Annotated in this window: 19 protein-coding genes and 1 tRNA gene; 6 read left to right on the forward strand and 14 right to left on the reverse strand. The window is 45.9% G+C overall.

Features of this window, described 5'->3' with window-relative positions:
• The first annotated feature begins 61 nt into the window (after positions 1–61).
• Together GZK95_RS03625 and tadA are read left to right on the forward strand one after the other, a co-directional pair.
• Positions 62–1,342 (forward strand): hemolysin family protein, encoded by a 1,281-nt coding sequence (locus tag GZK95_RS03625; protein ID WP_075706329.1) that lies wholly within the window; start codon positions 62–64, stop codon positions 1,340–1,342.
• A 36-nt stretch (positions 1,343–1,378) separates the two neighbouring features.
• A complete protein-coding gene (gene tadA / locus GZK95_RS03630; RefSeq protein WP_075706330.1) occupies positions 1,379–1,945 on the forward strand; it encodes a tRNA adenosine(34) deaminase TadA in 567 nt (188 codons plus the stop codon).
• A gap of 64 nt (positions 1,946–2,009) precedes the next feature.
• Here the strand turns inward: tadA and GZK95_RS22370 are convergent, their stop codons facing one another.
• Together GZK95_RS22370 and mltF are read right to left on the reverse strand one after the other, a co-directional pair.
• The gene (locus GZK95_RS22370) at positions 2,010–2,144 is read right to left on the reverse strand and encodes a hypothetical protein (RefSeq protein WP_263862229.1); all 135 of its coding nucleotides are present in this window, start codon (positions 2,142–2,144) and stop codon (positions 2,010–2,012) included.
• A gap of 348 nt (positions 2,145–2,492) precedes the next feature.
• A complete protein-coding gene (gene mltF / locus GZK95_RS03635) occupies positions 2,493–4,043 on the reverse strand; it encodes a membrane-bound lytic murein transglycosylase MltF (protein ID WP_075706331.1) in 1,551 nt (516 codons plus the stop codon).
• Between the two features lie 440 nt (positions 4,044–4,483).
• Here mltF and purL point away from each other — a divergent pair, with 440 nt between their 5' ends.
• Both purL and GZK95_RS03645 read left to right on the forward strand, forming a co-directional pair.
• Positions 4,484–8,377, forward strand: a complete 3,894-nt coding sequence (gene purL, locus GZK95_RS03640; protein ID WP_075714405.1) for a phosphoribosylformylglycinamidine synthase — start codon at positions 4,484–4,486, stop codon at positions 8,375–8,377.
• Between the two features lie 266 nt (positions 8,378–8,643).
• On the forward strand, positions 8,644–8,973 hold the full coding sequence (locus GZK95_RS03645; protein ID WP_075706333.1) for a DUF3622 domain-containing protein: 330 nt from the start codon (positions 8,644–8,646) through the stop codon (positions 8,971–8,973).
• Between the two features lie 91 nt (positions 8,974–9,064).
• Here the strand turns inward: GZK95_RS03645 and GZK95_RS03650 are convergent, their stop codons facing one another.
• The 5 genes from GZK95_RS03650 to purM all read right to left on the reverse strand — a co-directional run bounded on the left by GZK95_RS03650 (position 9,065) and on the right by purM (position 12,213).
• On the reverse strand, positions 9,065–9,256 hold the full coding sequence (locus GZK95_RS03650) for a DUF4250 domain-containing protein (protein WP_075706334.1): 192 nt from the start codon (positions 9,254–9,256) through the stop codon (positions 9,065–9,067).
• 2 nt (positions 9,257–9,258) lie between these two features.
• Positions 9,259–9,462, reverse strand: a complete 204-nt coding sequence (locus tag GZK95_RS03655) for a YaeP family protein (protein WP_075706335.1) — start codon at positions 9,460–9,462, stop codon at positions 9,259–9,261.
• 150 nt (positions 9,463–9,612) lie between these two features.
• Entirely contained in the window at positions 9,613–10,272 is a 660-nt protein-coding gene (locus tag GZK95_RS03660) for a tellurite resistance TerB family protein (protein ID WP_075714403.1), read from the reverse strand.
• Positions 10,273–10,527: 255 nt separating this feature from the next.
• The gene (gene purN, locus GZK95_RS03665) at positions 10,528–11,169 is read right to left on the reverse strand and encodes a phosphoribosylglycinamide formyltransferase (protein WP_075706337.1); all 642 of its coding nucleotides are present in this window, start codon (positions 11,167–11,169) and stop codon (positions 10,528–10,530) included.
• 3 nt (positions 11,170–11,172) lie between these two features.
• On the reverse strand, positions 11,173–12,213 hold the full coding sequence (gene purM, locus GZK95_RS03670; RefSeq protein WP_075714401.1) for a phosphoribosylformylglycinamidine cyclo-ligase: 1,041 nt from the start codon (positions 12,211–12,213) through the stop codon (positions 11,173–11,175).
• 180 nt (positions 12,214–12,393) lie between these two features.
• Here purM and upp point away from each other — a divergent pair, with 180 nt between their 5' ends.
• The gene (gene upp, locus GZK95_RS03675) at positions 12,394–13,020 is read left to right on the forward strand and encodes a uracil phosphoribosyltransferase (RefSeq protein WP_075706339.1); all 627 of its coding nucleotides are present in this window, start codon (positions 12,394–12,396) and stop codon (positions 13,018–13,020) included.
• Positions 13,021–13,556: 536 nt separating this feature from the next.
• Here the strand turns inward: upp and rluF are convergent.
• From rluF to GZK95_RS03690, 3 genes are all read right to left on the reverse strand, one after another.
• Positions 13,557–14,663: a 23S rRNA pseudouridine(2604) synthase RluF gene (rluF, locus tag GZK95_RS03680; protein WP_075714399.1), complete on the reverse strand. Its 1,107-nt coding sequence runs from the start codon at positions 14,661–14,663 to the stop codon at positions 13,557–13,559.
• 99 nt (positions 14,664–14,762) lie between these two features.
• A complete protein-coding gene (gene smrA, locus GZK95_RS03685) occupies positions 14,763–15,341 on the reverse strand; it encodes a DNA endonuclease SmrA (protein WP_075706341.1) in 579 nt (192 codons plus the stop codon).
• A 171-nt stretch (positions 15,342–15,512) separates the two neighbouring features.
• Positions 15,513–15,653: a DUF3149 domain-containing protein gene (locus GZK95_RS03690; protein WP_075651770.1), complete on the reverse strand. Its 141-nt coding sequence runs from the start codon at positions 15,651–15,653 to the stop codon at positions 15,513–15,515.
• Between the two features lie 257 nt (positions 15,654–15,910).
• On the opposite strand from GZK95_RS03690, the gene GZK95_RS03695 reads away from it, so the two are divergent.
• A tRNA-Pro gene (locus GZK95_RS03695) sits at positions 15,911–15,987 on the forward strand.
• Between the two features lie 247 nt (positions 15,988–16,234).
• Here the strand turns inward: GZK95_RS03695 and GZK95_RS03700 are convergent.
• The 4 genes from GZK95_RS03700 to GZK95_RS03715 form a co-directional block, all read right to left on the reverse strand.
• Entirely contained in the window at positions 16,235–17,104 is an 870-nt protein-coding gene (locus GZK95_RS03700) for a TraB/GumN family protein (protein ID WP_075714397.1), read from the reverse strand.
• A 268-nt stretch (positions 17,105–17,372) separates the two neighbouring features.
• Positions 17,373–18,764: a peptide MFS transporter gene (locus GZK95_RS03705; RefSeq protein WP_075709708.1), complete on the reverse strand. Its 1,392-nt coding sequence runs from the start codon at positions 18,762–18,764 to the stop codon at positions 17,373–17,375.
• A 278-nt stretch (positions 18,765–19,042) separates the two neighbouring features.
• The gene (gene asnB / locus GZK95_RS03710) at positions 19,043–20,707 is read right to left on the reverse strand and encodes an asparagine synthase B (protein ID WP_075714395.1); all 1,665 of its coding nucleotides are present in this window, start codon (positions 20,705–20,707) and stop codon (positions 19,043–19,045) included.
• Positions 20,708–20,905: 198 nt separating this feature from the next.
• The gene (locus GZK95_RS03715; protein ID WP_075714393.1) at positions 20,906–22,492 is read right to left on the reverse strand and encodes a cation:proton antiporter family protein; all 1,587 of its coding nucleotides are present in this window, start codon (positions 22,490–22,492) and stop codon (positions 20,906–20,908) included.
• Positions 22,493–22,496: the final 4 nt, after the last annotated feature.

Consider the following 22,496-nt stretch of genomic DNA (forward strand, 5'->3'; position numbering starts at 1 on the left):
CTCGACTCGCTATACACTGCAAGCGGCGGCATGAGCCGTTATTCTTGGAAAAATAATATTTATGAAAATTCTGCTTTTAGTAGGGTTAATTGTATTAAACGGTCTATTTGCGATGTCTGAAATCGCATTGGTTGCTGCAAAAACAAGTCGATTAAAGCGCTTAGCTGAAAAACATAAAGCGGCACAGGTTGCCCTTGATCTAAAAGAAAATCCCACGCGCTTTCTTTCCACCATCCAAATTGGCATTACGGTTATCGGTCTCTTAAGCGGTATTGTTGGTGAGGCGACACTATCGGTTCCATTGGCTCAGCAAATGGAGTTGTGGGGTATTGGGGCTGAGCAAGCGAATGTACTCTCTACCGCGATTGTGGTGGTTGGTATTACTTATTTTGCGATTGTGGTTGGTGAGCTCGTGCCTAAACGTTTCGCTCAATCGCAAGCCGAAACCATTGCCGTTCTGGTTGCATTGCCTATTTACTGGGTATCAAAACTTACCACTCCGTTTGTGGCACTGCTCTCTTGGTCAACCGAAGCTCTGCTAAAGCTACTTGGCAAAAGTAACCAAGAAGACAGCGTGACGGAAGATGATATTCATGCCATCGTGCGAGAAGGCTCTGAGTCAGGGGCAATTGAACCTGGCGAGCAAGAGATGATCCGCAATATCCTGCAGTTAGATGACCGTCTAGTGAGCTCTCTTATGACACCAAGACGAGATATCGACTTTCTGGATATTGAACAGCCGATTGAGCAACTATTAAAGCGACTTCGCACCACTAAGCACAGCGTCTTTCCGGTTTGCCAAGGTCATATGGACAAAATGGTTGGTACCGTGTCGGCGAAAGCGCTGCTTAACCAAGCTAATAACTTAAGTGTCCAAGTGATTGTGGGTTTGTGTAAAGCTCCGGTGTATGTGCCAGAATCAATGAAAGGTTTGCGATTACTTACCTACTTTAAGGAGTCGGGGAGTGAAATGGCTTTTATCGTTGATGAGTATGGTGACATACAAGGTGTTGTGACCCATTATGATGTGTTAGAAGCGATTGCGGGTGAGCTATCGAATAATCCTAAGGATCTTTGGGCGGAGCCGGAAAAAGAGGGGTGGCTACTGGATGCGTTGATTCCGATCAGTGAGCTAAAAAATCGCTTAGAACTGGCTGAAATTGAGGGTGAAGAAGAAGGCTTTCAAACGCTCAATGGTTGGTTAACATGGCATGCTGGGCGTCTACCTGCGCAAGGGGAGACGTTTACATATCAGCATTGGTTGTTTGAAGTTGTTGCGGTGGAACACAATCGTATTGTGACCGTAAAAGCGTCACCAATCGAACAAGGACTAAGCGAGTAATTCGCCTGTTGTTGTTCTTTTTACGAGAACTTAGGTATGCTTTTGGGCATACCTTTTTTATTTCAATTCTTTGATACGTTGGAGCTTAGTTTGTCTCAGCAATTTACCGCCAGCGATGAGCAATTTATGCGTCGTGCGATTGAACTGGCAGCGCAAGCTGAAAGTGAAGGCGAAGTCCCGGTTGGCGCCGTATTAGTGAAAGATGGTGAGATCATTGCCGAAGGTTGGAACCAATCTATCGGCGCTCACGACGCCACTGCCCATGCAGAGATCCAAGCATTGCGAATCGCGGGGCAATCGTTAGAAAACTATCGTCTGCTTGATACCACCTTATACGTCACCTTAGAGCCTTGTCCAATGTGTGCAGGAGCGCTGCTACATAGCCGAGTTAAGCGGATTGTATTTGGGGCGCCGGACTTAAAAGCAGGCGCAGCTGGCACGGTGCTGAACTTGTTTGAGCATCAAGCGGCATACCATTACGCTACCATTGAGTGCGGATTGCTAGAAGAGGAGTGTCGCAGCCAGCTTCAAGCCTTCTTTAAACGTCGCCGCAAAGAAATCAAGGCACTGAAACAGGAAAAGAGAGATTCGGAGCTAAAGTAGGTGTGGTTTTCAGTTAGCAAACATAAAGCTATGTTTGCTAACTTATTAAGTCAATCCCGAGGGATCATTGACTCGACAATTGCATAAATGCACGATGACGAGCAATCACCTTTTTCTTGTTGTTAGCTAGTTTGCGTTTACGGCGGTTAGCGGCAACAGTCTTTTTAAGGCGTTTTGATTGCATGCTACGTTTTCGCATAAAACAACCTCCAAATTATACGAATTGCATACCGGATAAAACCGAAAATTCCCACCTAACTGCGATGAGAAGTTGCTTGTTCCCCATCCCAATAACGCTTTAAGCAAAGGATTTGCCTACCATCCTTAACGGTATTGCTGCCAATATCGAGAAGTCTGTTGAGCCCATCGCTTTCCTGCTGCATCAGTTGCTTGGGGATGTTCCGTTGGATTGGTATATCAGGCGCTGAAAAAGCGAGTCTTCATCAACGCTGAAAGGGCAGTGAGTATGTATGGAGTCGCAGTTAAAATTCAAGGGAAATCTGCAAAAATCGAGACTTCCCTTGATTTAGGATATGAAACCAGTGTTTTAGTTGGTTTTGCCGCTTGCGCTTGTTGGCTCACTTGGGGTCGCCGCCGAGGCTCCAGACAGTGAGCTTTCAGCGCTTGAGAGCAACTGAGGATCAACTTCAATCACGGTCAAATCGTCAATATTCACATCGGTCTCATCGGGCGTTTGCTGCTCAATATGTCCAATGATGCTCTGGTAGTAACGACGAATGTTTTCTACATAGTTACGAGCTTCGTCACCACGCGCATAACCGTAGCGGGTTTGACGGTGATATTTAGCTTGGCGAAGCAGAGGTAGGCGCTCTTTTACATCCATCCACTGATCTGGGTTTCCGCCTTGTTTCTTAGTGAGACGACGCGCATCCATAACATGACCATAGCCAACGTTGTAAGAGGCTAGGGCAAACCAAATTTTCTCATGCTGCTCGATAGAATCAGGAATGCGTGCCACCATGCGACGTAAGTATTCCACCCCTCCTTTTACCGATTGCTCGGGGTCTAGGCGATTGGTCACCCCAACGCTTTTTGCGGTGGGCAACGTTAACATCATCATGCCGCGGACACCTGTTGGCGAGCGAGCAATTGGGTTCCAATGAGACTCTTGATAAGCCAAGGCGGCAATTAAGCGCCAGTCAAACTCCTCTGAATACTCTTGAAACAGAGGAGACCACTTTGGCAATTTGTCGTCCAGCGCACGAATAAAGGCGCGAGTATCCACATAGTCAAAGCTGTCAATGTGGCCAATGTATTTCTCTTCAAGCTGCGCAAGTTGATCGGATTGTTTTAGATTGCCAAAAAATTCAATCACCATCGCATATAAGCTTTCATCATCTGAGCGGCGCAAGAACCATGAGGTTGGTTGGTCCTCTGTGAGTTCAAACGCGGTCGCCACATCCGGATAAATACGCTGAGAAAGAGAAACTTCAACGGAGTCAGCGACAGTAAACGGGATTTTGCCTTCAGAGACTTGCTTAAGTAGATCACCGACATCTGCGGTTTGATCAATCGTAAACTCAAATTCTGGGTGCTCTTCTTTTAATTTGGTTAAGGTTTGATTGAAATGAGAGTCTCCAACGATAGTTACAACCGGTTTGCCGTCATTGGCTTCGATTAACTGTGGTTGCTTTTTCAATAACTGAGCAAGGTTGCGAGGACGCCATTGACCTTTCTTATAGATCAACTGTTGGCTGACATAGTAATACGCGGGAGCTGGTCGAAAACGCTTAACACGCTCTGGTGATTGGGTAAGACCTGCGGCAATGATGTCGATCTCACCGTTCTCTAGTGCTGGATACAGGTTTGAGATTTGGTAGGCAGGTTTCATTTCGAGCCTTACGCCAAGCTCCTCAGCAAACTTACGCGCGATTTCATAGTCCAAGCCTGCCGGACCATCAGGGCCGATGTAATAAGCTAGCTGATTATTCAACGTGCCGACACGCAACACTCCACGCTCACGAATCTGATCGAGATCGCTTTTCGGTGCAGACTCTATCTGACAGCCGGCTAGCGTAACAATACTGATAGCAAACAAGATATAGGTGCGTGCTCTGTTTAGAAAATGGCTGATCATCTAATAATTTTCTCGTACTTCATATACCGACTTTATATCAGAGTAAACGGGCGAGGCAAAGTGGAGTGGAAGGGTTCGCGAGCACGGCTAAGTTTTTCTGCTTGATGAGAAAATGGTTTTCCTTTGTTGTGGTTAACAACGGAAGGTGAAAACTACGCTAACTTAGGTGGAATAAGCCGTGTCTTACCGATTGGTTATGGGTTGTATTTCAAATTTGACAAAAAAATAAAGCAAACGTTTGCTTTTGGTGTTACATCACAAAAATAAATCCTTTATAATGCGCCCGCAAGCAGAGGTGAAATTGGTATGGGTTATCAGTGATTTTTATGTAACCATCTGAATTTATTCCAATATTACCTTGTGGTCTATTTTCTTTTGCGGCAATCCGTTTGCTTCATCAGTGAAATTGATCTTAACCAATTGCAGAGAGACCTAAGCACATGAGAATTTTGCGTGGCTCCCCAGCTCTTTCCGAGTTTCGTGTCAACAAACTACTAGAACTTTGCCGTGAACAGCAGTTACCTGTGAGCGATATTTACGCAGAGTTTATGCACTTCGCTAATTTAAGCGCGGATTTGGACGCGTCTGAATTAGATAAACTTGAGAAGTTACTTACCTATGGACCAACCATTGAAGAGCACGAGCCGCAAGGACTTTTGCTTTTGGTTACTCCACGCCCAGGCACAATTTCACCTTGGTCTTCTAAGTCGACGGACATCGCTCGTAACTGTGGTCTCGAAAAAGTAAAACGTCTTGAGCGCGGTACGGCTTACTACATTGAATCCTCGGTTGAACTTTCTGCTGAGCAAGTGAATGCGGTTAAGGCTCTGATTCATGACCGAATGATGGAAGCCGTATTCACTGAACTGGATGCCGCAGATGCACTATTTAAAGTCTCTGAACCTAAGCCTGTGGCGCATGTTGATATCCTTGCTGGTGGTCGTCTTGCGCTAGAAGAAGCAAACGTTTCCCTTGGCCTGGCATTGGCAGAAGATGAGATTGACTACTTAGTGGAGAACTTCACTAAACTAGGTCGTAATCCAAATGATATTGAGTTGATGATGTTTGCTCAGGCGAACTCAGAGCATTGTCGTCACAAGATTTTTAATGCTGATTGGACAATTGATGGCGTTGAGCAAGAAAAGTCGCTGTTCAAGATGATCAAAAACACTTACGAAACCACACCAGAGCATGTGTTATCTGCATACAAAGATAACGCCGCAGTGATGGTGGGCTCAAAAGTTGGACGATTCTTCCCTGATCCACAAACCCGTCAGTACAACTACCACCAAGAAGATGCACACATCTTAATGAAGGTAGAAACTCACAACCACCCAACGGCTATTTCTCCTTGGCCTGGTGCCTCGACCGGTTCTGGTGGTGAGATTCGTGATGAAGGCGCAACGGGTATCGGCGGCAAGCCAAAAGCGGGTCTGGTCGGTTTTACAACGTCGAACTTGCGTATTCCGGGCTTTGAGCAGCCATGGGAAACAGACTTTGGCAAGCCAGGGCGTATCGTTAACGCACTCGACATTATGCTAGAAGGTCCACTTGGTGGCGCGGCATTCAACAACGAATTTGGTCGTCCAAACCTACTTGGTTACTTCCGTACTTACGAAGAAAAAGTTACCTCTCATGCTGGTGAAGAAGTTCGTGGTTACCATAAACCAATTATGATTGCGGGTGGTCTAGGTAATATTCGTGACCAACACGTACAGAAAAAAGAGATCCCAGTAGGCGCAAAACTGATCGTTCTTGGTGGTCCGGCGATGAACATCGGTCTTGGCGGTGGTGCGGCATCATCAATGGCATCAGGTCAATCTGCAGAAGATTTGGATTTCGCTTCAGTGCAGCGTGAAAACCCAGAGATGGAACGCCGTTGTCAGGAAGTTATTGACCGCTGTTGGCAACTTGGTGAGCAAAACCCAATCGCCTTTATTCACGATGTTGGCGCGGGTGGTATCTCTAACGCGCTTCCTGAATTGGTTGATGATGGTGAGCGTGGTGGTAAGTTCCAATTGCGTGATGTGCCTAATGATGAGCCGGGAATGAGCCCGCTTGAAATTTGGTGTAACGAGTCGCAAGAGCGCTACGTAATGGCGGTTGCCGCAGAAAATATGGATGTATTTGATGCGATTTGTAAGCGCGAGCGTGCACCGTATGCCGTCGTCGGTGAAGCAACGGAAGAGCGTCACCTAACTCTAGAAGATTCGCACTTCGACAATACGCCAATTGATATGCCAATGGATATCTTGCTTGGCAAACCACCAAAAATGCATCGTGATGCGACGACATTGAAAGTGGAAAGTCCAGCAATCACGCGTGATGGAATTGAAATTAACGATGCGGTTGAGCGTGTGCTTCGTCTACCGACCGTCGCGGAAAAAACCTTCCTTATCACTATCGGTGACCGTTCAGTTACCGGACTGGTTGCACGTGATCAAATGGTTGGTCCATGGCAGGTACCTGTGGCGAACTGTGCTGTAACCGCAGCAAGCTATGATTCTTACCACGGCGAAGCGATGTCGATGGGTGAGCGCACTCCAGTTGCTCTGCTTGATTTCGGTGCTTCAGCTCGCCTTGCGGTTGGTGAGTCACTCACTAATATTGCGGCAACGGATATTGGCGACATCAAACACATCAAACTGTCGGCAAACTGGATGTCTCCTGCGGGTCACCCTGGTGAGGATGCGGGTCTCTACGAAGCGGTAAAAGCCGTGGGTGAAGAGCTATGTCCGGCATTGGGTCTGACTATCCCTGTGGGTAAAGATTCAATGTCGATGAAGACTAAATGGGAAGACAATGGTGAAAGCAAAGAGGTGACGTCACCGCTTTCGTTGATTATCACGGCATTTGGTCGCGTAGAAGATGTACGCAAAACGGTTACGCCTCAGCTTCGTACCGATAAAGGCGACAGCTCTCTGCTGCTGATTGATCTTGGTAATGGTAAAAACCGCCTTGGTGCAACGGCACTGGCACAGGTTTACAAGCAGTTGGGCGATAAGCCAGCTGACGTGGATAATGCAGAGCAGCTAAAAGGCTTCTTTGATGCGATGCAAAGCCTAGTGCGCAACGACAAACTGGTTGCTTACCACGATAAAGGTGACGGTGGTCTATTTGTGACACTGGCAGAAATGGCATTTGCAGGACACTGTGGCGTTAAAGCGAATATCGAAGCGCTAGGTGAAGATACGCTGGCGGCCCTGTTTAACGAAGAGCTAGGCGCCGTGGTTCAGGTGCAAAATGAGGAACTTGATTCGGTACTCTCTACACTAGCCGCACATGGATTAGAAACGTGTTCGCATGTGATTGGTTCGGTGGAAGCATCTGATACGATTAGCATTACATCAGGTGATAAGGTGATCGTGCAGCGTTCACGTACTGACCTTCGCACTATTTGGGCGGAAACTACGCATAAGATGCAAGCCCTTCGCGATAACCCAGTTTGTGCTGATCAGGAATTTGCGGCGAAAAAAGACAACTCAGATCCTGGTCTGAATGTTGCGCTTAGCTTTGACGTAAACGAAGATGTGGCTGCGCCATATATCGCTAAAGGTGCCAAGCCGAAAATGGCTATTTTACGTGAGCAAGGCGTTAACTCTCATGTGGAAATGGCAGCGGCATTTGACCGTGCAGGTTTTGAAGCAACAGATGTTCACATGAGTGATATCTTGACCGGTAAAACCGTACTTGATGAGTACAATGGCTTGGTGGCATGTGGTGGTTTCTCTTACGGTGACGTACTGGGTGCAGGTGAAGGTTGGGCGAAGTCTATCCTATTTAACCCATCGGCTCGTGAGCAGTTTGAAGCATTCTTCAATCGCCAAGATACCTTCTCATTGGGTATTTGTAATGGCTGTCAGATGCTCTCTAACCTTAAGGAACTGATCCCAGGCGCAGAGCTGTGGCCACGTTTCGTACGCAATGAATCTGAGCGCTTTGAAGCGCGCTTTAGCTTAGTTGAAGTGCAAAAATCTGACTCGGTATTCTTTGATGGTATGGCTGGCTCGCGTATGCCAATTGCAGTTTCACACGGTGAAGGCCGCGTTGAAGTGCGAGATACGCAACACCTAGCGGCTCTTGAAGCATCAGGAACAGTGGCGGTGCGTTATGTTGACAACTTTGGTAACCCAACACAGCAGTACCCAAATAACCCGAATGGTTCGCCAAATGCGATTACAGGTTTAACCACTCAAGATGGTCGTGTCACCATTATGATGCCACATCCAGAGCGAGTGTTCCGCACGGTAGCGAACTCTTGGCACCCAGATAACTGGGGAGAGAATGGCGCGTGGATGCGTATGTTCCAAAATGCGCGTAAGAATCTAGGTTAAACTCGACTCTCAAAGGTTTTTTGAGATTGGTTGACAATGGATAGTTGCCATTAGCAAACTAGCCGCCGAAGCGTCCGCAACGGCGGCTTTTCAATGTTTTGCATGGTTGTAGTGCCACAACCAAAAATAAGAAAAATGGCGCACGGCTAGATTGAGAGCGCAGATTGTGCTCTAATACGCCGCCCCAAAGGAGGGGAATGATCGACTTAGCTGAGCGGGAATGCAGCAGGCGAAGTCATTGTTAATAATTCATTAGAGCAAAGACTATGACCACAAGTAAAAAGTTTGCAATTCGCGTATCAGAAAAACGTAACGGTTGGTGTGCAGAGATCACTCGCCAAGTTACTTCACGTAAGCAAGTAGTATCTAAGCGTGAGCAAGGATTCGAAACCGAAGCTCTGGCACAAGAGTGGGCTGAAAAAGAGCTAGCTCAGTTCGTTGAAAACCAAGTAAAGCGTAATGAGCGTAAAGCAGACCAACGCGCTGAACGTAACGAACGTCAAGAGCGTGAAGCGGCTGAGCGTAAAGCGGCGGCAATGCGTAAGCGCAGTGAAGCGGCACTAGCACAAGAAGCGGATGACGAAGAGGATTTCTAATCCCTATCGCTTGATAAATGCTGAATTAAAAAAACCGCCAGTTGGCGGTTTTTTACTATCATCAGACGCTAAAGCGTGAATCACATCGTGGTTAACGAAATTGTCCCACTTCGGCAAGAAACTCAAAACCAGCGCTCGCCAATTTGGCTTCCAAAGCTTGACGGTCGATATCGAAAAATTTTACTAACTCATCAAGATCGCCAGCGAAGTCGTCACGCAACTTTAAGTTTACGATGCTCATTAGCATGATGGGATCCATGCTTTCGAATTTCGCTAAATCCATAGTTAGTCCTCAAAATCGGAGATGAGTAAGTTGGCTGCAGCAAACGCTGCCTTCTCTCGAACCTTTAGGTCAATGTTGGTATCGGCAGCCACTTCATTTAAGGCGCGTACTGCACAAGTGATTGCTTGAGGGATATACCCTTGATCACCGCTACCAATTTGCGCATATAGCTCACGCACCAAATCACAACAATCGTAAACTTTCATCGTTTTACTTCCACTATAAATGAGAACTTCTCTCACTATACTGATTCTGTCCGGTAAGTTCAAAGCCTGCTGCGGCGAGGAGATTGCGCTATCTCAATACGCGAGCAGGGTTGTCGTTTTTATAAGCAACTACCCAAAAGTGCTCAGCACTTACATTGCATGATTGAGTTGAAGTTCAAGTTGTTGGGTAACTTCCTCTGCTAAGTTGAGCTGCTTGGCAAGCTCTTGCAAATAAGCTTTTTCCATAAAGTTCTGCTCATCAATCACAATCAGTGACGCCAGATAAATTTCAGACGCTTGCTGTGGCGTTTGTGCTAACTGTGCGATATGGCTAGGATCGAGCGGCTTATTTAGCTCATTGTGAATCAGTGTTTTTAGCTGCTGATCCGCGCCTGCCTGTTCGATAGCATTTTCGATGTGTGCCATTTCAGTTTGGTCGACATGCCCATCCGCTTTTGCCGCCGCTATCATCGCTTTCAGGATTAATTGGTCATGGATCTGGTTACACGAGTCAAATTGCTCGGCAGCGGCTTGGGGTGTAGATTGCTTGTCTTGCCAGTCGTTATACACTTTATAGGCGAGTGCACCTAAAGCGGCTGCTCCGCCAATTTTGAGCGCATTCTTGCCGACTTTTTTCCCCATTTTTTTGCTCTTTTTGGAGCCCATTAATAGATTGACTAAGCCGCCACCGACCGCTCCTGCACCGAGTGATTTCAATGTATTTGAGGTTGACGCGCTTTTTAGTTGCTGTTGCCCCTGACGGACGATATCTGAATTAAGAGCTTGATTAAGTAGAGACTTAATATCCATAGCCACCTCCAATATTAAGCTGTGAAGACTGGAATATTATTCAGACTAGCTTAACAAAACGAAGATGAATGGAGGATTAATGGATGAGAGTTGAGACAAAGAGAAAGAATTGAGAGTAGAGAGGGGGAAAGAATTGATAATTGAGAGACTGGACTTAAAGAAAGCTCAACATCATAGACAAAGAAAAGAGCCGAGAAGAAGTTCCTCTCGACTCTCATATCTCAAAGTGAAGCGTTCTAAACTCTCTCGCTGTTTTTATTCCGCAGCGTAGCCATACATCCCAAGCAACTCACCATCGAGGTAGGCGCTTTTGCCATCTCGCATTTCAAGCCGCTCTTCGACAAACCATTTGGCAACCATTGGGTAGATTCGATGCTCTTGATTCTGAACACGCTCGGTCAGTGACTCAACCGTATCTTCATCGAAAATTGGCACTTTGGCTTGCAAAATGACCGGACCGCCGTCTAGCTGCTCGGTGACAAAATGAACGCTGGTACCATGTTCTTCATCCCCGGCATGGATTGCGCGTTGATAAGTATTCAGACCTGGGTACTTTGGCAGTAGAGAAGGGTGAATGTTGATCATGCGACCCATATAGTGGCGAACAAACTCGCCACTCAAGATACGCATGTAGCCAGCTAAAATGATCAGATCGGGCTCAAATGTATCTATTTGACGCATCAACTCATGATCAAATGCATCGCGGGTATCGAAAGCCTTAGGATCGAGAAACACCCCAGCAGCACCGGCCTTTTTCGCGCGTTCTAACGCATAAGCATCCGCTTTGTTGGAGAATACGGCGGTTACCTTGCCATTGGTAATCGAGCTTGAACAAGCGTCGATGATCGCTTGGAGGTTGGTTCCGTTTCCAGATACTAAAACAACAATACTCTTCATAACTTAATTGATCTCTACTTGCTCTTCGTCAGCTTGTGCTGGTGCAATGGTACCAATAACCCACGCATTTTCGCCTTCTTGCTGAAGTAACTTAACCGCTGCGTCTGCTTGGTCTGCTGGTAGTGCAACAATCAGTCCGACACCGCAGTTAAAAGTACGGTACATTTCATGTGTGGTTACATTGCCTTGCTCTTGCAACCATTTAAAGATGACTGGCCATTCCCAACTGTTGCCATCAATAACTGCTTTGGTACCTTCAGGTAGCACGCGAGGGATGTTTTCCCAGAAGCCACCACCTGTGATGTGAGAAATTGCATGGATATCATGTTGCTCAATCATCTTTAATGCTGATTTGATATAGATTTTTGTTGGCTCTAGTAGGTGTTCACCAATAGTGCGACCTTCAAGCTCTTGGTTTTTGTCCGCAGCAGAAACTTCTAGAATTTTGCGAATCAGTGAGTAACCGTTTGAGTGAGGACCACTTGAACCAACCGCAATAAGTGCGTCACCCGCAGCAACTTTAGTACCGTCGATAATGTCTTCTTTTTCTACTACGCCGACACAGAACCCTGCGACATCGTAATCTTCGCCTTCGTACATACCAGGCATTTCTGCGGTTTCACCACCAATTAACGCACAACCAGCTTGAACACAACCTTCAGCGATACCAGAAACAACATCCGCTGCCGTATCAACATCCAATTTGCCGGTTGCATAGTAGTCAAGGAAGAATAGAGGCTCTGCACCTTGTACAATCAAGTCATTAACACACATTGCTACAAGGTCAATACCAATTGTGTCATGCTTGTTCATATCCAATGCTAAGCGCAGTTTTGTGCCTACACCATCGGTACCAGAAACTAACACAGGTTGCTTGTATTTGGTCGGCAGTTCACAAAGTGCACCAAAGCCACCAATACCACCCATTACTTCTGGGCGACGAGTACGTTTTACGGCACCTTTAATACGATCGACAAGTGCGTTACCTGCATCGATATCAACGCCAGCATCTTTATAGCTAAGAGAAGTATTATTGCCACTCACGGGAAGTCCTCGGTCTAGTCAGTTGGATATGAGAAAACGGCGCTATTCTAACAGTGGATAAAGCGCAATAGCAAACGTTTGCGTAAGTTTTTTATCGTACACTAGAGCAAGAAATGCAGCGCGAAATCGTTTATAATCTGAAGGTTTGTTTAAAAAATACCAAAAAAGCCGGAGATGGACATGAAAGTTGTTGAAGTAAAACACCCACTCGTTAAACACAAAATTGGTCTAATGAGAGAAGGTGATATCAGCACGAAGCGCTTCCGTGAATTAGCAACAGAAGTTGGTAGCCTACTGACTTATGAAGCAACCGCGGATTTTGAAACTGAGAAAGTAACCATTGAAGGCTGGAATGGTCCAGTTGAAGTTGACCAAATCAAAGGTAAAAAAGTAACGGTAGTGCCGATTCTACGTGCAGGTCTTGGCATGATGGATGGTGTACTAGAGCACGTACCTAGCGCACGTATCAGCGTTGTTGGTGTATACCGTGACGAAGAAACTCTTGAGCCAGTTCCATACTTCAACAAGCTAGCTTCAAACATCGATGAGCGTATTGCATTGGTTGTTGACCCAATGTTGGCAACGGGTGGTTCTATGATTGCAACCATCGATCTTCTGAAAGAGAAAGGCTGTCAGGCAATTAAAGTGCTTGTTCTTGTTGCAGCACCAGAAGGTATTGAAGCTCTTGAGCGCGCTCACCCAGATGTAGAGCTTTACACTGCGGCAATCGATGAGAAGCTAAACGACAAAGGCTACATCGTTCCGGGTCTAGGTGACGCAGGCGATAAGATCTTCGGTACTAAATAAACCGAATCAAATGTTAAAAGAGGAGCTTAGGCTCCTCTTTTTTTGCCTAGTAGGGTTAGAGTTTCGTTAAAACTCGTCATCCCATAGTGCGCTGAACTCAATTATGTCGCTCCTTAGAACGCTGAGTTAAGACTGTCATTCCATCGAACGCTGAATTCAAACTTGTCATTCCATAGAGCGCTTTAGCGCGAGTAGGGAATCTTTTACCGCTCTGCTTAAGTTGCCTTATAGATCCCCGACTCGGCTGCGCCTCTCGAGGATGACAAATGGGATGGGAGGGAAACTCGCCATCTCATAGTGCGCTGAACTCAAACACGTCGCGCCATAGAATGCTGAGTTAAGACTGTCATTCCATAGAGCGCTGAATTCAAACTTGTCATTCCATAGAGCGCTTTAGCGCGAGTAGGGAATCTTTTACCGCTCTGCTTAAGTTGCCTTACAGATCCCCGACTCGGCTGCGCCTCTCGAGGATGACAAATGCGCAGAGAGAACGCTGCTAGCTAAAAAGAAGGCTTGCCAATGGCAAGCCTTCTTTGTTATTTCTTCAGACTCAATGTCCCGCCTACGCGAGGGGCCGAACTTGGTTTACGGTCGCTAGATTTGTGATGTGTTGGCTTTGCGTGACTTGGTTTGCCTCGGTTCGCTTTGCTATTAAACTCACCATCACGTTTTGGCTTATTGTAACCCTTGCCTTTATTGTCGCTACGATGTTCATTGTCGCGCTGGTGGCTACGTTCGCTGTTACGACCTTTCTTCGAGTTTGGAGCATGGCGGAACTCATCCGCGTTACGCCCTTTAAAAGTGCGACTCTTCTGGTTACGACGGGCTGTTGAACTTTGGTTCTCTTCTCGGCTATCAAACAGTTTAGCATCGGTCGCTTTACGAATGCGTTGACCTTTTGCATCTAAGGTTGAGGCTTCTTCGGTGCTCACTGAGCCTTCACACATAGCGTGAATCTCATTAATCTCATCGTCTGTTAAATAGCGCCATTGTCCATTTGGAATACCATCTAGACTGATGTTCATAATGCGCACACGGCGAAGTTTAAATACTTCATAGCCTAATGCTTCACACATGCGGCGAATTTGACGGTTTAGTCCCTGTGTTAAAACGATGCGGAAAGAGAATTTGGTCTCTTTGCTCACTTTACACGGCAGTGTCACGGTATCAAGGATGTTAACCCCTGAGCTCATGGCTTTGAGAAACTCATTGGTGATCGGCTTATCGACGCGAACCACATACTCTTTTTCGTGATTATTACCCGCACGTAAGATTTTGTTCACTATGTCGCCATCGTTGGTCAAAAAAATCAGACCATCTGAAGGTTTGTCTAAACGTCCAATTGGGAAAATACGCGATTTGTGACCGATGAAATCGACGATATTACCAGGGATATCGCGCTCAGTCGTACAGGTAATGCCGGTAGGCTTATTTAGCGCAATATAGACAGGCTTTTCTTTTGCTTTTAATGGGTTGCCATCAATACAGACATCATCGTTTGGCAATACTTTCATTCCCATCTCTGGCATTTTGCCATTGATAGTAACTCGGCCTTGTTCGATCAATTTGTCGGCTTCACGGCGTGAGCAAAAGCCGGTTTCGCTGATGTATTTGTTTAGACGTTTGGCATTATCTTGTGACATAGGATTTCTCTTAACGTTTCCCAACGGCAAATATAGACAGCCATGTGAATCCGTCACATGGCATTGAAACTCGCGGCGATTGTAACAGTGCTGAACAGGTTAGCCCATTCGTTTTTGATGGCGTTCGCGGTTTTCGAGCTTTTTCTCGCTGCTTTTTCTTAGTAGAACGTAGACGGCGCCCGTCCCGCCATGGAAACGTTGCGCACTATGCGCACACTGAACATCGTTGATTTGCATTAACCATTGTGCCACGTAACTCTTCATCATCGCTGGAGGGTTAGAGCGTTCACCGCGGCCGTGTACTATCACTACCGTTCGTATATCCATACGCATACATTGCTTAAGGAAGTTGACGACTTCGTCGCGTGCTTGTTTAAGCGTTTTACGATGCAAATCGAGTCGAGCTTGAATCGGGTACTTACCTAAACGTAACTTACGGTACACACCGTCTTGAACACCATCTCGTTTAAACTCAATGATATCGTCAGGTTTAATCATTGGCGCATGGTCAATCGACAGGTATTCAGGGTCATCTTCCGTTAACCAAATGGCAGCTTCGCGTTTGGCGAGTTGAGCGTCACTGACGTGATGGGTTTTCTTTAGTTCAGCAGTATCATTGTGCAGGGGCTTTACATCCCCCATCATTTGTTGGAATAAGTCGAAGTCATCTTGAGACATAACGGCATCTCAGGCTAGGAGTTCAATATTTTGATTATACCCAGTCTAAGAGGAGAGTGATCATTTTTCTCGGTACGTCGTATTTTAAAAGTGGAAAAAGAAAAAACCGAAGTAGACAGAGAATCTACTTCGGTGCAAAGCGTTAGGCTAATACTAGCAAAGCTTAGCGATCTAGTGAGGAGATTTGTCAGTCATTACCTTGTAAACGAAGAAACCGCCATAAAAAAGCATTAGACCTAAAGCGCCGAAAATAACGATCATTGACGAAAGTCCAACTGCATTACCAAAAAGGAGATCGAGCCAAAAGTCCATGTTTCCTCCAAAGTTCCGAAGACGAGTAATAGGTTAACTTTTGGTCAGTAAATATTAATGATCTGGATCAATTGTGTTTTTATGGTTATTAAATTGTTTTCTTTAGTGTGTCTTTGCTCACAATTTGTAGCCCGTTGATGCTGTTTTAGGCAAACAGAACGATGTAGTGATTAATTTGCGGAAAACTACTTGCGTTGTGCGTAATAATCAGTAATATACGCATCCGTTGACGGGCAAAGTGCTCGAATAAAACATTTCGGTGAATAGCGCAGCTTGGTAGCGCATCTGGTTTGGGACCAGAGGGTCGGGGGTTCGAATCCCTCTTCACCGACCATCTTAAAGAAGCCGCAGCAGAAATGTTGCGGCTTTTTGCATTCTGCGCATTTATAGCGCATCGGGTCGGGTGCGGAAATCGGGTCGGGTGCGGAATGCCGCCCAGTTCGAATCCCCTTTACCGACTATCTAAAAGCAGCTTCAGCAGAACGTTGCGGCTTTTTGCATTTTGCGCACTTATAGCGCATCGGGCCGGGTGCGGAATGCTGCCCAGTTCGAACTCCCCCTTACCGACTATCTAAAAGCGGTTACAGCTTGAACTGGCACTGGGTGGGTTGACTTTTAGAACGTTGAGTAATGGTAAAGCCCTGACTTTCTAATAGTGACAGCAAATTTTCATGACCTATCAAATGCAATGCGCCAACCACCACTAAGTAGTTGCCAGATTTATTTGGGAACAATGCGCCTGTCGCCAGTTTTTGTGCCCAGTCTCGATTACGCTGATAAATAAATACCTCTTCCATTTCAGGTGACATTTCTGCGAACTTAGCAAATTGATTAAGATTTTGCTGGTCACCGTTCTTCCAGCTTTCAAGTAGGCAGTGGGCGGCATCTTCATTGTGATCAAACTGCTCAAGTAAACTCGTGAGCAGCTCTTTTCCGCCTTCTGGGAGTTGCGCCAATAGGTCGATTTGAAACTGCAGAGACTCTAAACTGTAGACTGTTTTCCCTTTCGATGATGCTTGCCCAAGTAGCCAAAGATCAACACCATCTTGTGCACGATAACCTAAATATTCGAGTTGCTTCATTTGAACCGTGAGCGCTGTCGCCCATGGCGGAGACAACAAGAGCTGTTGTGGATCAAGCTGCAATAGATTAGCAATTCCTTTAACCTCTTTGACCTGCTTATCACTTAGAACCTGTTGCGTGGTTTGCTTAGTTTGTGGATAGCGAACGCCTTGAGCATTACGGATGTCGGTCTCAACCACAATACCGTCGGAATGCTGGAGAAAAGTGGTGAGATTGACCGGTAGTGGGTACATGGTTTGATCACCGACATGCACAGAGCCGAGGATAAGATAATTGAGGTTGCCTTTACTTGCTTGCCAATAAAGGGGCTCAGCAAACAACGAGGAAGAAAAGAGAAACGTAACTAGCAAGCAAATGGTGCGCATCATGGCTCTGTCTTATAGCGATTAGGTAGTTTAAGTATACCCAACATCTATCGTGATAAAACAAGTGGATGGTGAAAATCAGAGCAACAAGCGAGCAGATTAAGAGAGAGGGGGGAGATTAGTTTTTTAAAGAAAAAAAGCGTGATTGAACTGAGTCTAATTTTTCTGTGTGAAATAACTCGCAAATTGAGGGAGAGGGTAGTGATTTTTTACGTGGTAAGACGAAAAAGCCCGGTATTGAGCCGGGCTTAAAAAACATCGAACTAAATGCTTATGCGATTTGAGTTTGCTGTTCTTCGATTTGTTGTTCAGTTGTGATTGGAGATTCAGCTCCATGCATCCAACGTACAAGTGTGTTCGAGAACAACAGTAGAATCACGCCACTGATGGTCGCCGTAACGGCAATGCCACTAAAGATAGACAGAGCACCTAGCTCACCAACGTGTGAACCCACATAGCCTGCAACATAGTTTGCGATAGCATTACAACCAAACCATGCGCCCATCATTAAAGATGCTAGGCGTAGCGGAGCCAGTTTTGTCACCAGTGATAGACCGATAGGAGATAGACATAGTTCGCCCAAAGTATGGAAGAAGAACGCACCCACTAGCCATAACATTGAAGTCTTAACGGTCGTGTCGCCACCTTGCTCCATTACCGCACCCACCATGCAAAGGAAACCAAGTGCGAGGAAGAACATTGCTAATGCAAATTTCACTGGCGAGTTTGGCTCACGTTTACCTAATTTCACCCAAAGCACAGCAAGCAACGGTGCCAATGTGATGATAAAGAATGGGTTTAGCGATTGGAACCACGCAGCAGGTACTTCAAATCCGCCAATCATACGATCAGTGTACTGTTGAGTGTAGATGTTCATCAGGCCACCAGCTTGCTCGAAACCAGCCCAGAAAACGATAGTAAACACACTCATCACTAGGATAACTTTGATACGATCGAACTCTTCTTTTGTTAGTGGCTCTTTTTTCGCTGAGTTTTTCAGCTCAAGATCGCGCTTCGCAGCAGGCTCTTTACCAATCTCACCTAACCAAGATTGTGCCAAAGTCATTTGCATCACTAGGCTCATAAGCATACCAATACCAGCTGCGACAAAGCCTGCTTTCCAACCAAATTCGTTGGTGACAGAGCCAGATACCACACCTGCTAATAGTGCACCGATGTTGATACCCATATAGAAGATAGTGAATGCACCATCACGACGGTTGTCACCTTCTTTATAAAGGTCACCGACCATTGTTGAGATGTTTGGCTTAAACAGACCGTTACCAGCAATAAGTAGTGCAAGACCTAGGTAGAAGCTATGTAAGACGCTTAGGCCTAGCATATCGGCAGGGATCGCAAGGGTAAACTGACCGATTGCCATTAGAGCGCCACCGATCAAGATTGAGCGGCGTTGACCTAAGTAGTTGTCAGCTAACCAACCACCGATTAAAGGCGTGATGTAGACGAGTCCAGTATAGATGCCGTAGAGATCTAGAGCATCTTTAGTCGACCAGCCTAAGCCGCCGTTTAAAGTAGTGTCTGTCAGATAAAGCACTAAGATTGCGCGCATTGCGTAGTATGAGAAGCGTTCCCATAGCTCAGTGCCGAAAAGAAGGAACAGTCCGCGAGGGTGTCCTAAGATTTGATGATGCTGTGTTGACATAAATTTTACTAATAGATTTTGTTAAAGAATTTTATGTGGGGGATATCTATACAGGAGGGAATTAAATATTGCAAATTATAAAATTGTAAGTATTTGCATTATTTTTGTGACAAGTGTTTGTTTTATGATGCTTTAATTGCGTTATTTCCGCGTAATTAACGCGATTAAAACTTAGGTTTCAAAATTGGTTGAATACTGTTAATTCAGGCTGTTACTTGGATTTTTACCAATAAAAAAGGGCGCTAAGCGCCCTTTTAAATTAAAATGTTGCGTTCTTGTTAATATGCGTCATTATGGACAGCTTTTACCGCTCGACCTGAAGGGTCTGCAAAGTTTTTGAACGATTCATCCCACTCAATAGCTTTTGCTGATGAGCAGGCAACCGATGGACCTCCAGGTACACATTCCGCTGCTGATGGTAGCGGGAATAGCTCTTCAAAGATTTCGCGATACACGTAACCTTCTTTGGTGGTTGGGGTGTTGTACGGGAATCGGTAAGCGGCCGTCTCGAGCTGTTGGTCTGTAACTTTCTCTTCAGCCACAGCTTTTAACGTATCAATCCAACTGTAGCCAACGCCATCAGAGAACTGCTCTTTCTGACGCCAAGCAATTGACTCGGGTAGATAATGCTCGAAACATTCGCGTAGGATGTGTTTCTCCATTTTACCGTTGCCACACATCTTGTCGGCTGGGTTTAGGCGCATTGCAACGTCAATAAACTCTTTGTCTAGGAAAGGAACGCGACCTTCAACCCCCCACGCCGCCAAAGATTTGTTCGCGCGAGCACAGTCAAACATGTTCAGTGCCAACAACTTGCGTACCGTTTCTTCGTGGAACTCTTGGGCGTTAGGTGCTTTGTGGAAGTAAAGGTAACCACCAAAGATCTCATCTGCACCTTCGCCGGACAATACCATCTTAATGCCCATGGCTTTGATTTTACGCCCCATTAAGAACATTGGCGTTGAGGCACGAATCGTTGTGACATCATAAGTTTCGATGTGGTAAATCACATCACGAATTGCATCAAGACCTTCTTGAATGGTGTAGGTCATTTCATGGTGAACGGTGCCAATTTGATCGGCTACCTCACGAGCTGCCTTAAGATCTGGAGCGCCCTCTAAACCAATCGCAAAGGAGTGCAGTTGAGGCCACCATGCTTCAGACTTTTCATCATCTTCAATTCGCATTGCTGCAAAGCGCTTAGCGACAGCGGAAGTAATAGAGGAATCAAGCCCGCCAGAGAGCAATACACCATATGGAACATCGGTCATGAGTTGGCGTTTAACTGCTGCTTCCAGTGCTTCGGTTAGCTCTTCTTTGCTTGAGAGGTTTCCTTGCACCGCTGCGTATTCGTTCCAATCGCGAATGTAGTAACGTTGTGGTTCACTGTCGCTACTTGCGTAGTAGCTGCCTGGAGGAAACTCGCTGATGGTTTTACACACAGGAACCAGAGCCTTCATTTCAGACGCGACATAGTAGTTACCGTGTTCGTCATAACCTTGATAGAGTGGAATAATACCGATGTGGTCGCGTCCAATCAGATACTGATCTTTTTCTTCATCGTAAAGAACAAAAGCGAAGATACCATTGAGCTCCTCAAGTAAGTCAGCCCCCATCTCTTGGTAAAGCGCTAAGATCACTTCACAATCAGAGTCTGTCTGAAATTCATATTTACCTTCGTAGCGCGCGCGAATCTCTTTATGGTTATAGATTTCACCGTTCACTGCCAGTATGTGTTTGCCGTTAGGGCTATAGAGTGGTTGTGCTCCACTGTTTAAACCAACGATTGCAAGACGCTCATGGGCAAGAATCGCCTTGTCTGAGGAATAGATACCAGACCAATCTGGACCGCGATGGCGAAGTTTCTTCGACATCTCGAGAGCGATTGGGCGAAGTTGAGCGGCGTCACTCTTGATGTCTAAAATGCCAAAAATTGAACACATACTAATACCTTACTTAAACCATATTTATCCTTTATCTATAAACTTGCCATTCTGGTTAAAAAAAATCAACCAATGTCGATAAAAAAATGACAAAACAGCGTATTGATTGAATGGCATTTAATATATTTCTATATTGTTAAAAAAAATCCACCATACGGTGGATTTTAGTGCAAAAACTAAGGCTAACCTTGCCAATAGCTAAACTTTATGAAAGTTGGGTTGGAGTTGATCGCACACGTTGTTGGCGAAACCAGCGCCGGCTTCACTGTAAATGTTAAACGCGGCATCGACACCATTTTCAAGTAAGATATCCATTTGATCTTGGTATTCCGCAATCGCGGCGATCTTTCCTTGAAAGTTGCGCGCTTGAAGTTGCTCTAAGGCAATTTGATTACCTTGGTGATGAGGCATTGCTAATAACACCAGTTTGACATGGGCGGTATCTAAAATACGCTCCCAAAAATCAGGGTCAGTAGCATCGCCTTGAATCACATTACGCCCTTCTTCACGGTGCCATTTTGCCGCTTCGTCGCGAACTTCAATCCCCAAACTGATTTTGCCATAGTTACTGACTAACTCATCGTACGCCCCTGTACCGATACGTCCCATCCCGAGTATTAGCACTTGAGCACTACCTGGGTTTATAAGTTGATCGCGTTGATTGAGCTTTTCTGCGGCATGCTCTTTAAGCCAGCGGCTTGAACGGTGGTAAAGTTCGTGTCCTTTGCGGTTGATCGGAGCAGAAATGATAAAAGAGATGGATACCGCTAACGCCAAGGCAACCAGTATGTCGCCGCTCATCCACCCCATCTTAAATGCCAGCCCTCCGACGATGAGTCCAAACTCACTAAAGTTAAATAGACTGAGCGAGGCGAGTAAGGAAGTGCGTACTCGGAACTTAAAGGCATTAAGCACAAGGAAGTAGAGAATGCCTTTAATTGGTAATAGAAGTAAGAATACCAACGCGAGGGCAAAGCCCGTCATTGTCGGCTGTGCAGACAAACCGATATTGAGGAAGAAGCAGACTAAGAACAACTCTTTGAGGTTAAATAGCGATTTTGAAAGTTCGGAGGCTTTTTTGTGTCCAGCGAGCAACATTCCTAAGATCAGCGCCCCTAAGTCGGCTTTCATTCCAACCAACTCAAATAGACCTGCGCCAACAACGAGCGCAAAGAAGATACCAAACAACACCAGCATCTCGCCGTGTCCTACCCAATCGAGTAGCTTATAAAACAGTGGTCTCAGTAGCGGTAGGATGAACAAGCCTATTGCATACCATTCTGGTATTTTCCCCGTTGAAGCCGTGAGAAAAATCACCGCGAAGATATCTTGCATGACTAAGATACCGATTGCTAACGTGCCGTACGTAGCATTCATTTCGCCTTTTTCTTGCAGAGACTTAACCGCAAATACGGTACTTGAAAACGAAAGTGCGAACCCGAGTAAGATGACTTGCTCAAGGTTCATCGCTGAAATGCTGTCAACCCCTAATGCTTTCAGCAGTAACAGCGCAACCGTGAAAAGGGCCGTTGAGAGAAGGTTGTGTACGGTTGCTCCCGCCCAAATTTCTTTGGAGAGTAAGGTCTTAATATCCAGCTTTAAACCAATAGTGAAAAGCAGCAGAGTTACGCCAAGGTCGGCGAGGGTAACGATGGTATCATTACTACTGTAGCCGAAAGCATGAAGCCCGAACCCTGCCAGCAAAAAACCGACAAGCGGGGGAAGGTTGCATTTCAATGCGATAAAGCCAGCAAGGAATGCTGCGGTGATTAACATGAGTTCCATATGA

Source organism: Vibrio panuliri (assembly GCF_009938205.1).
GTDB classification, from domain to species: domain Bacteria; phylum Pseudomonadota; class Gammaproteobacteria; order Enterobacterales; family Vibrionaceae; genus Vibrio; species Vibrio panuliri.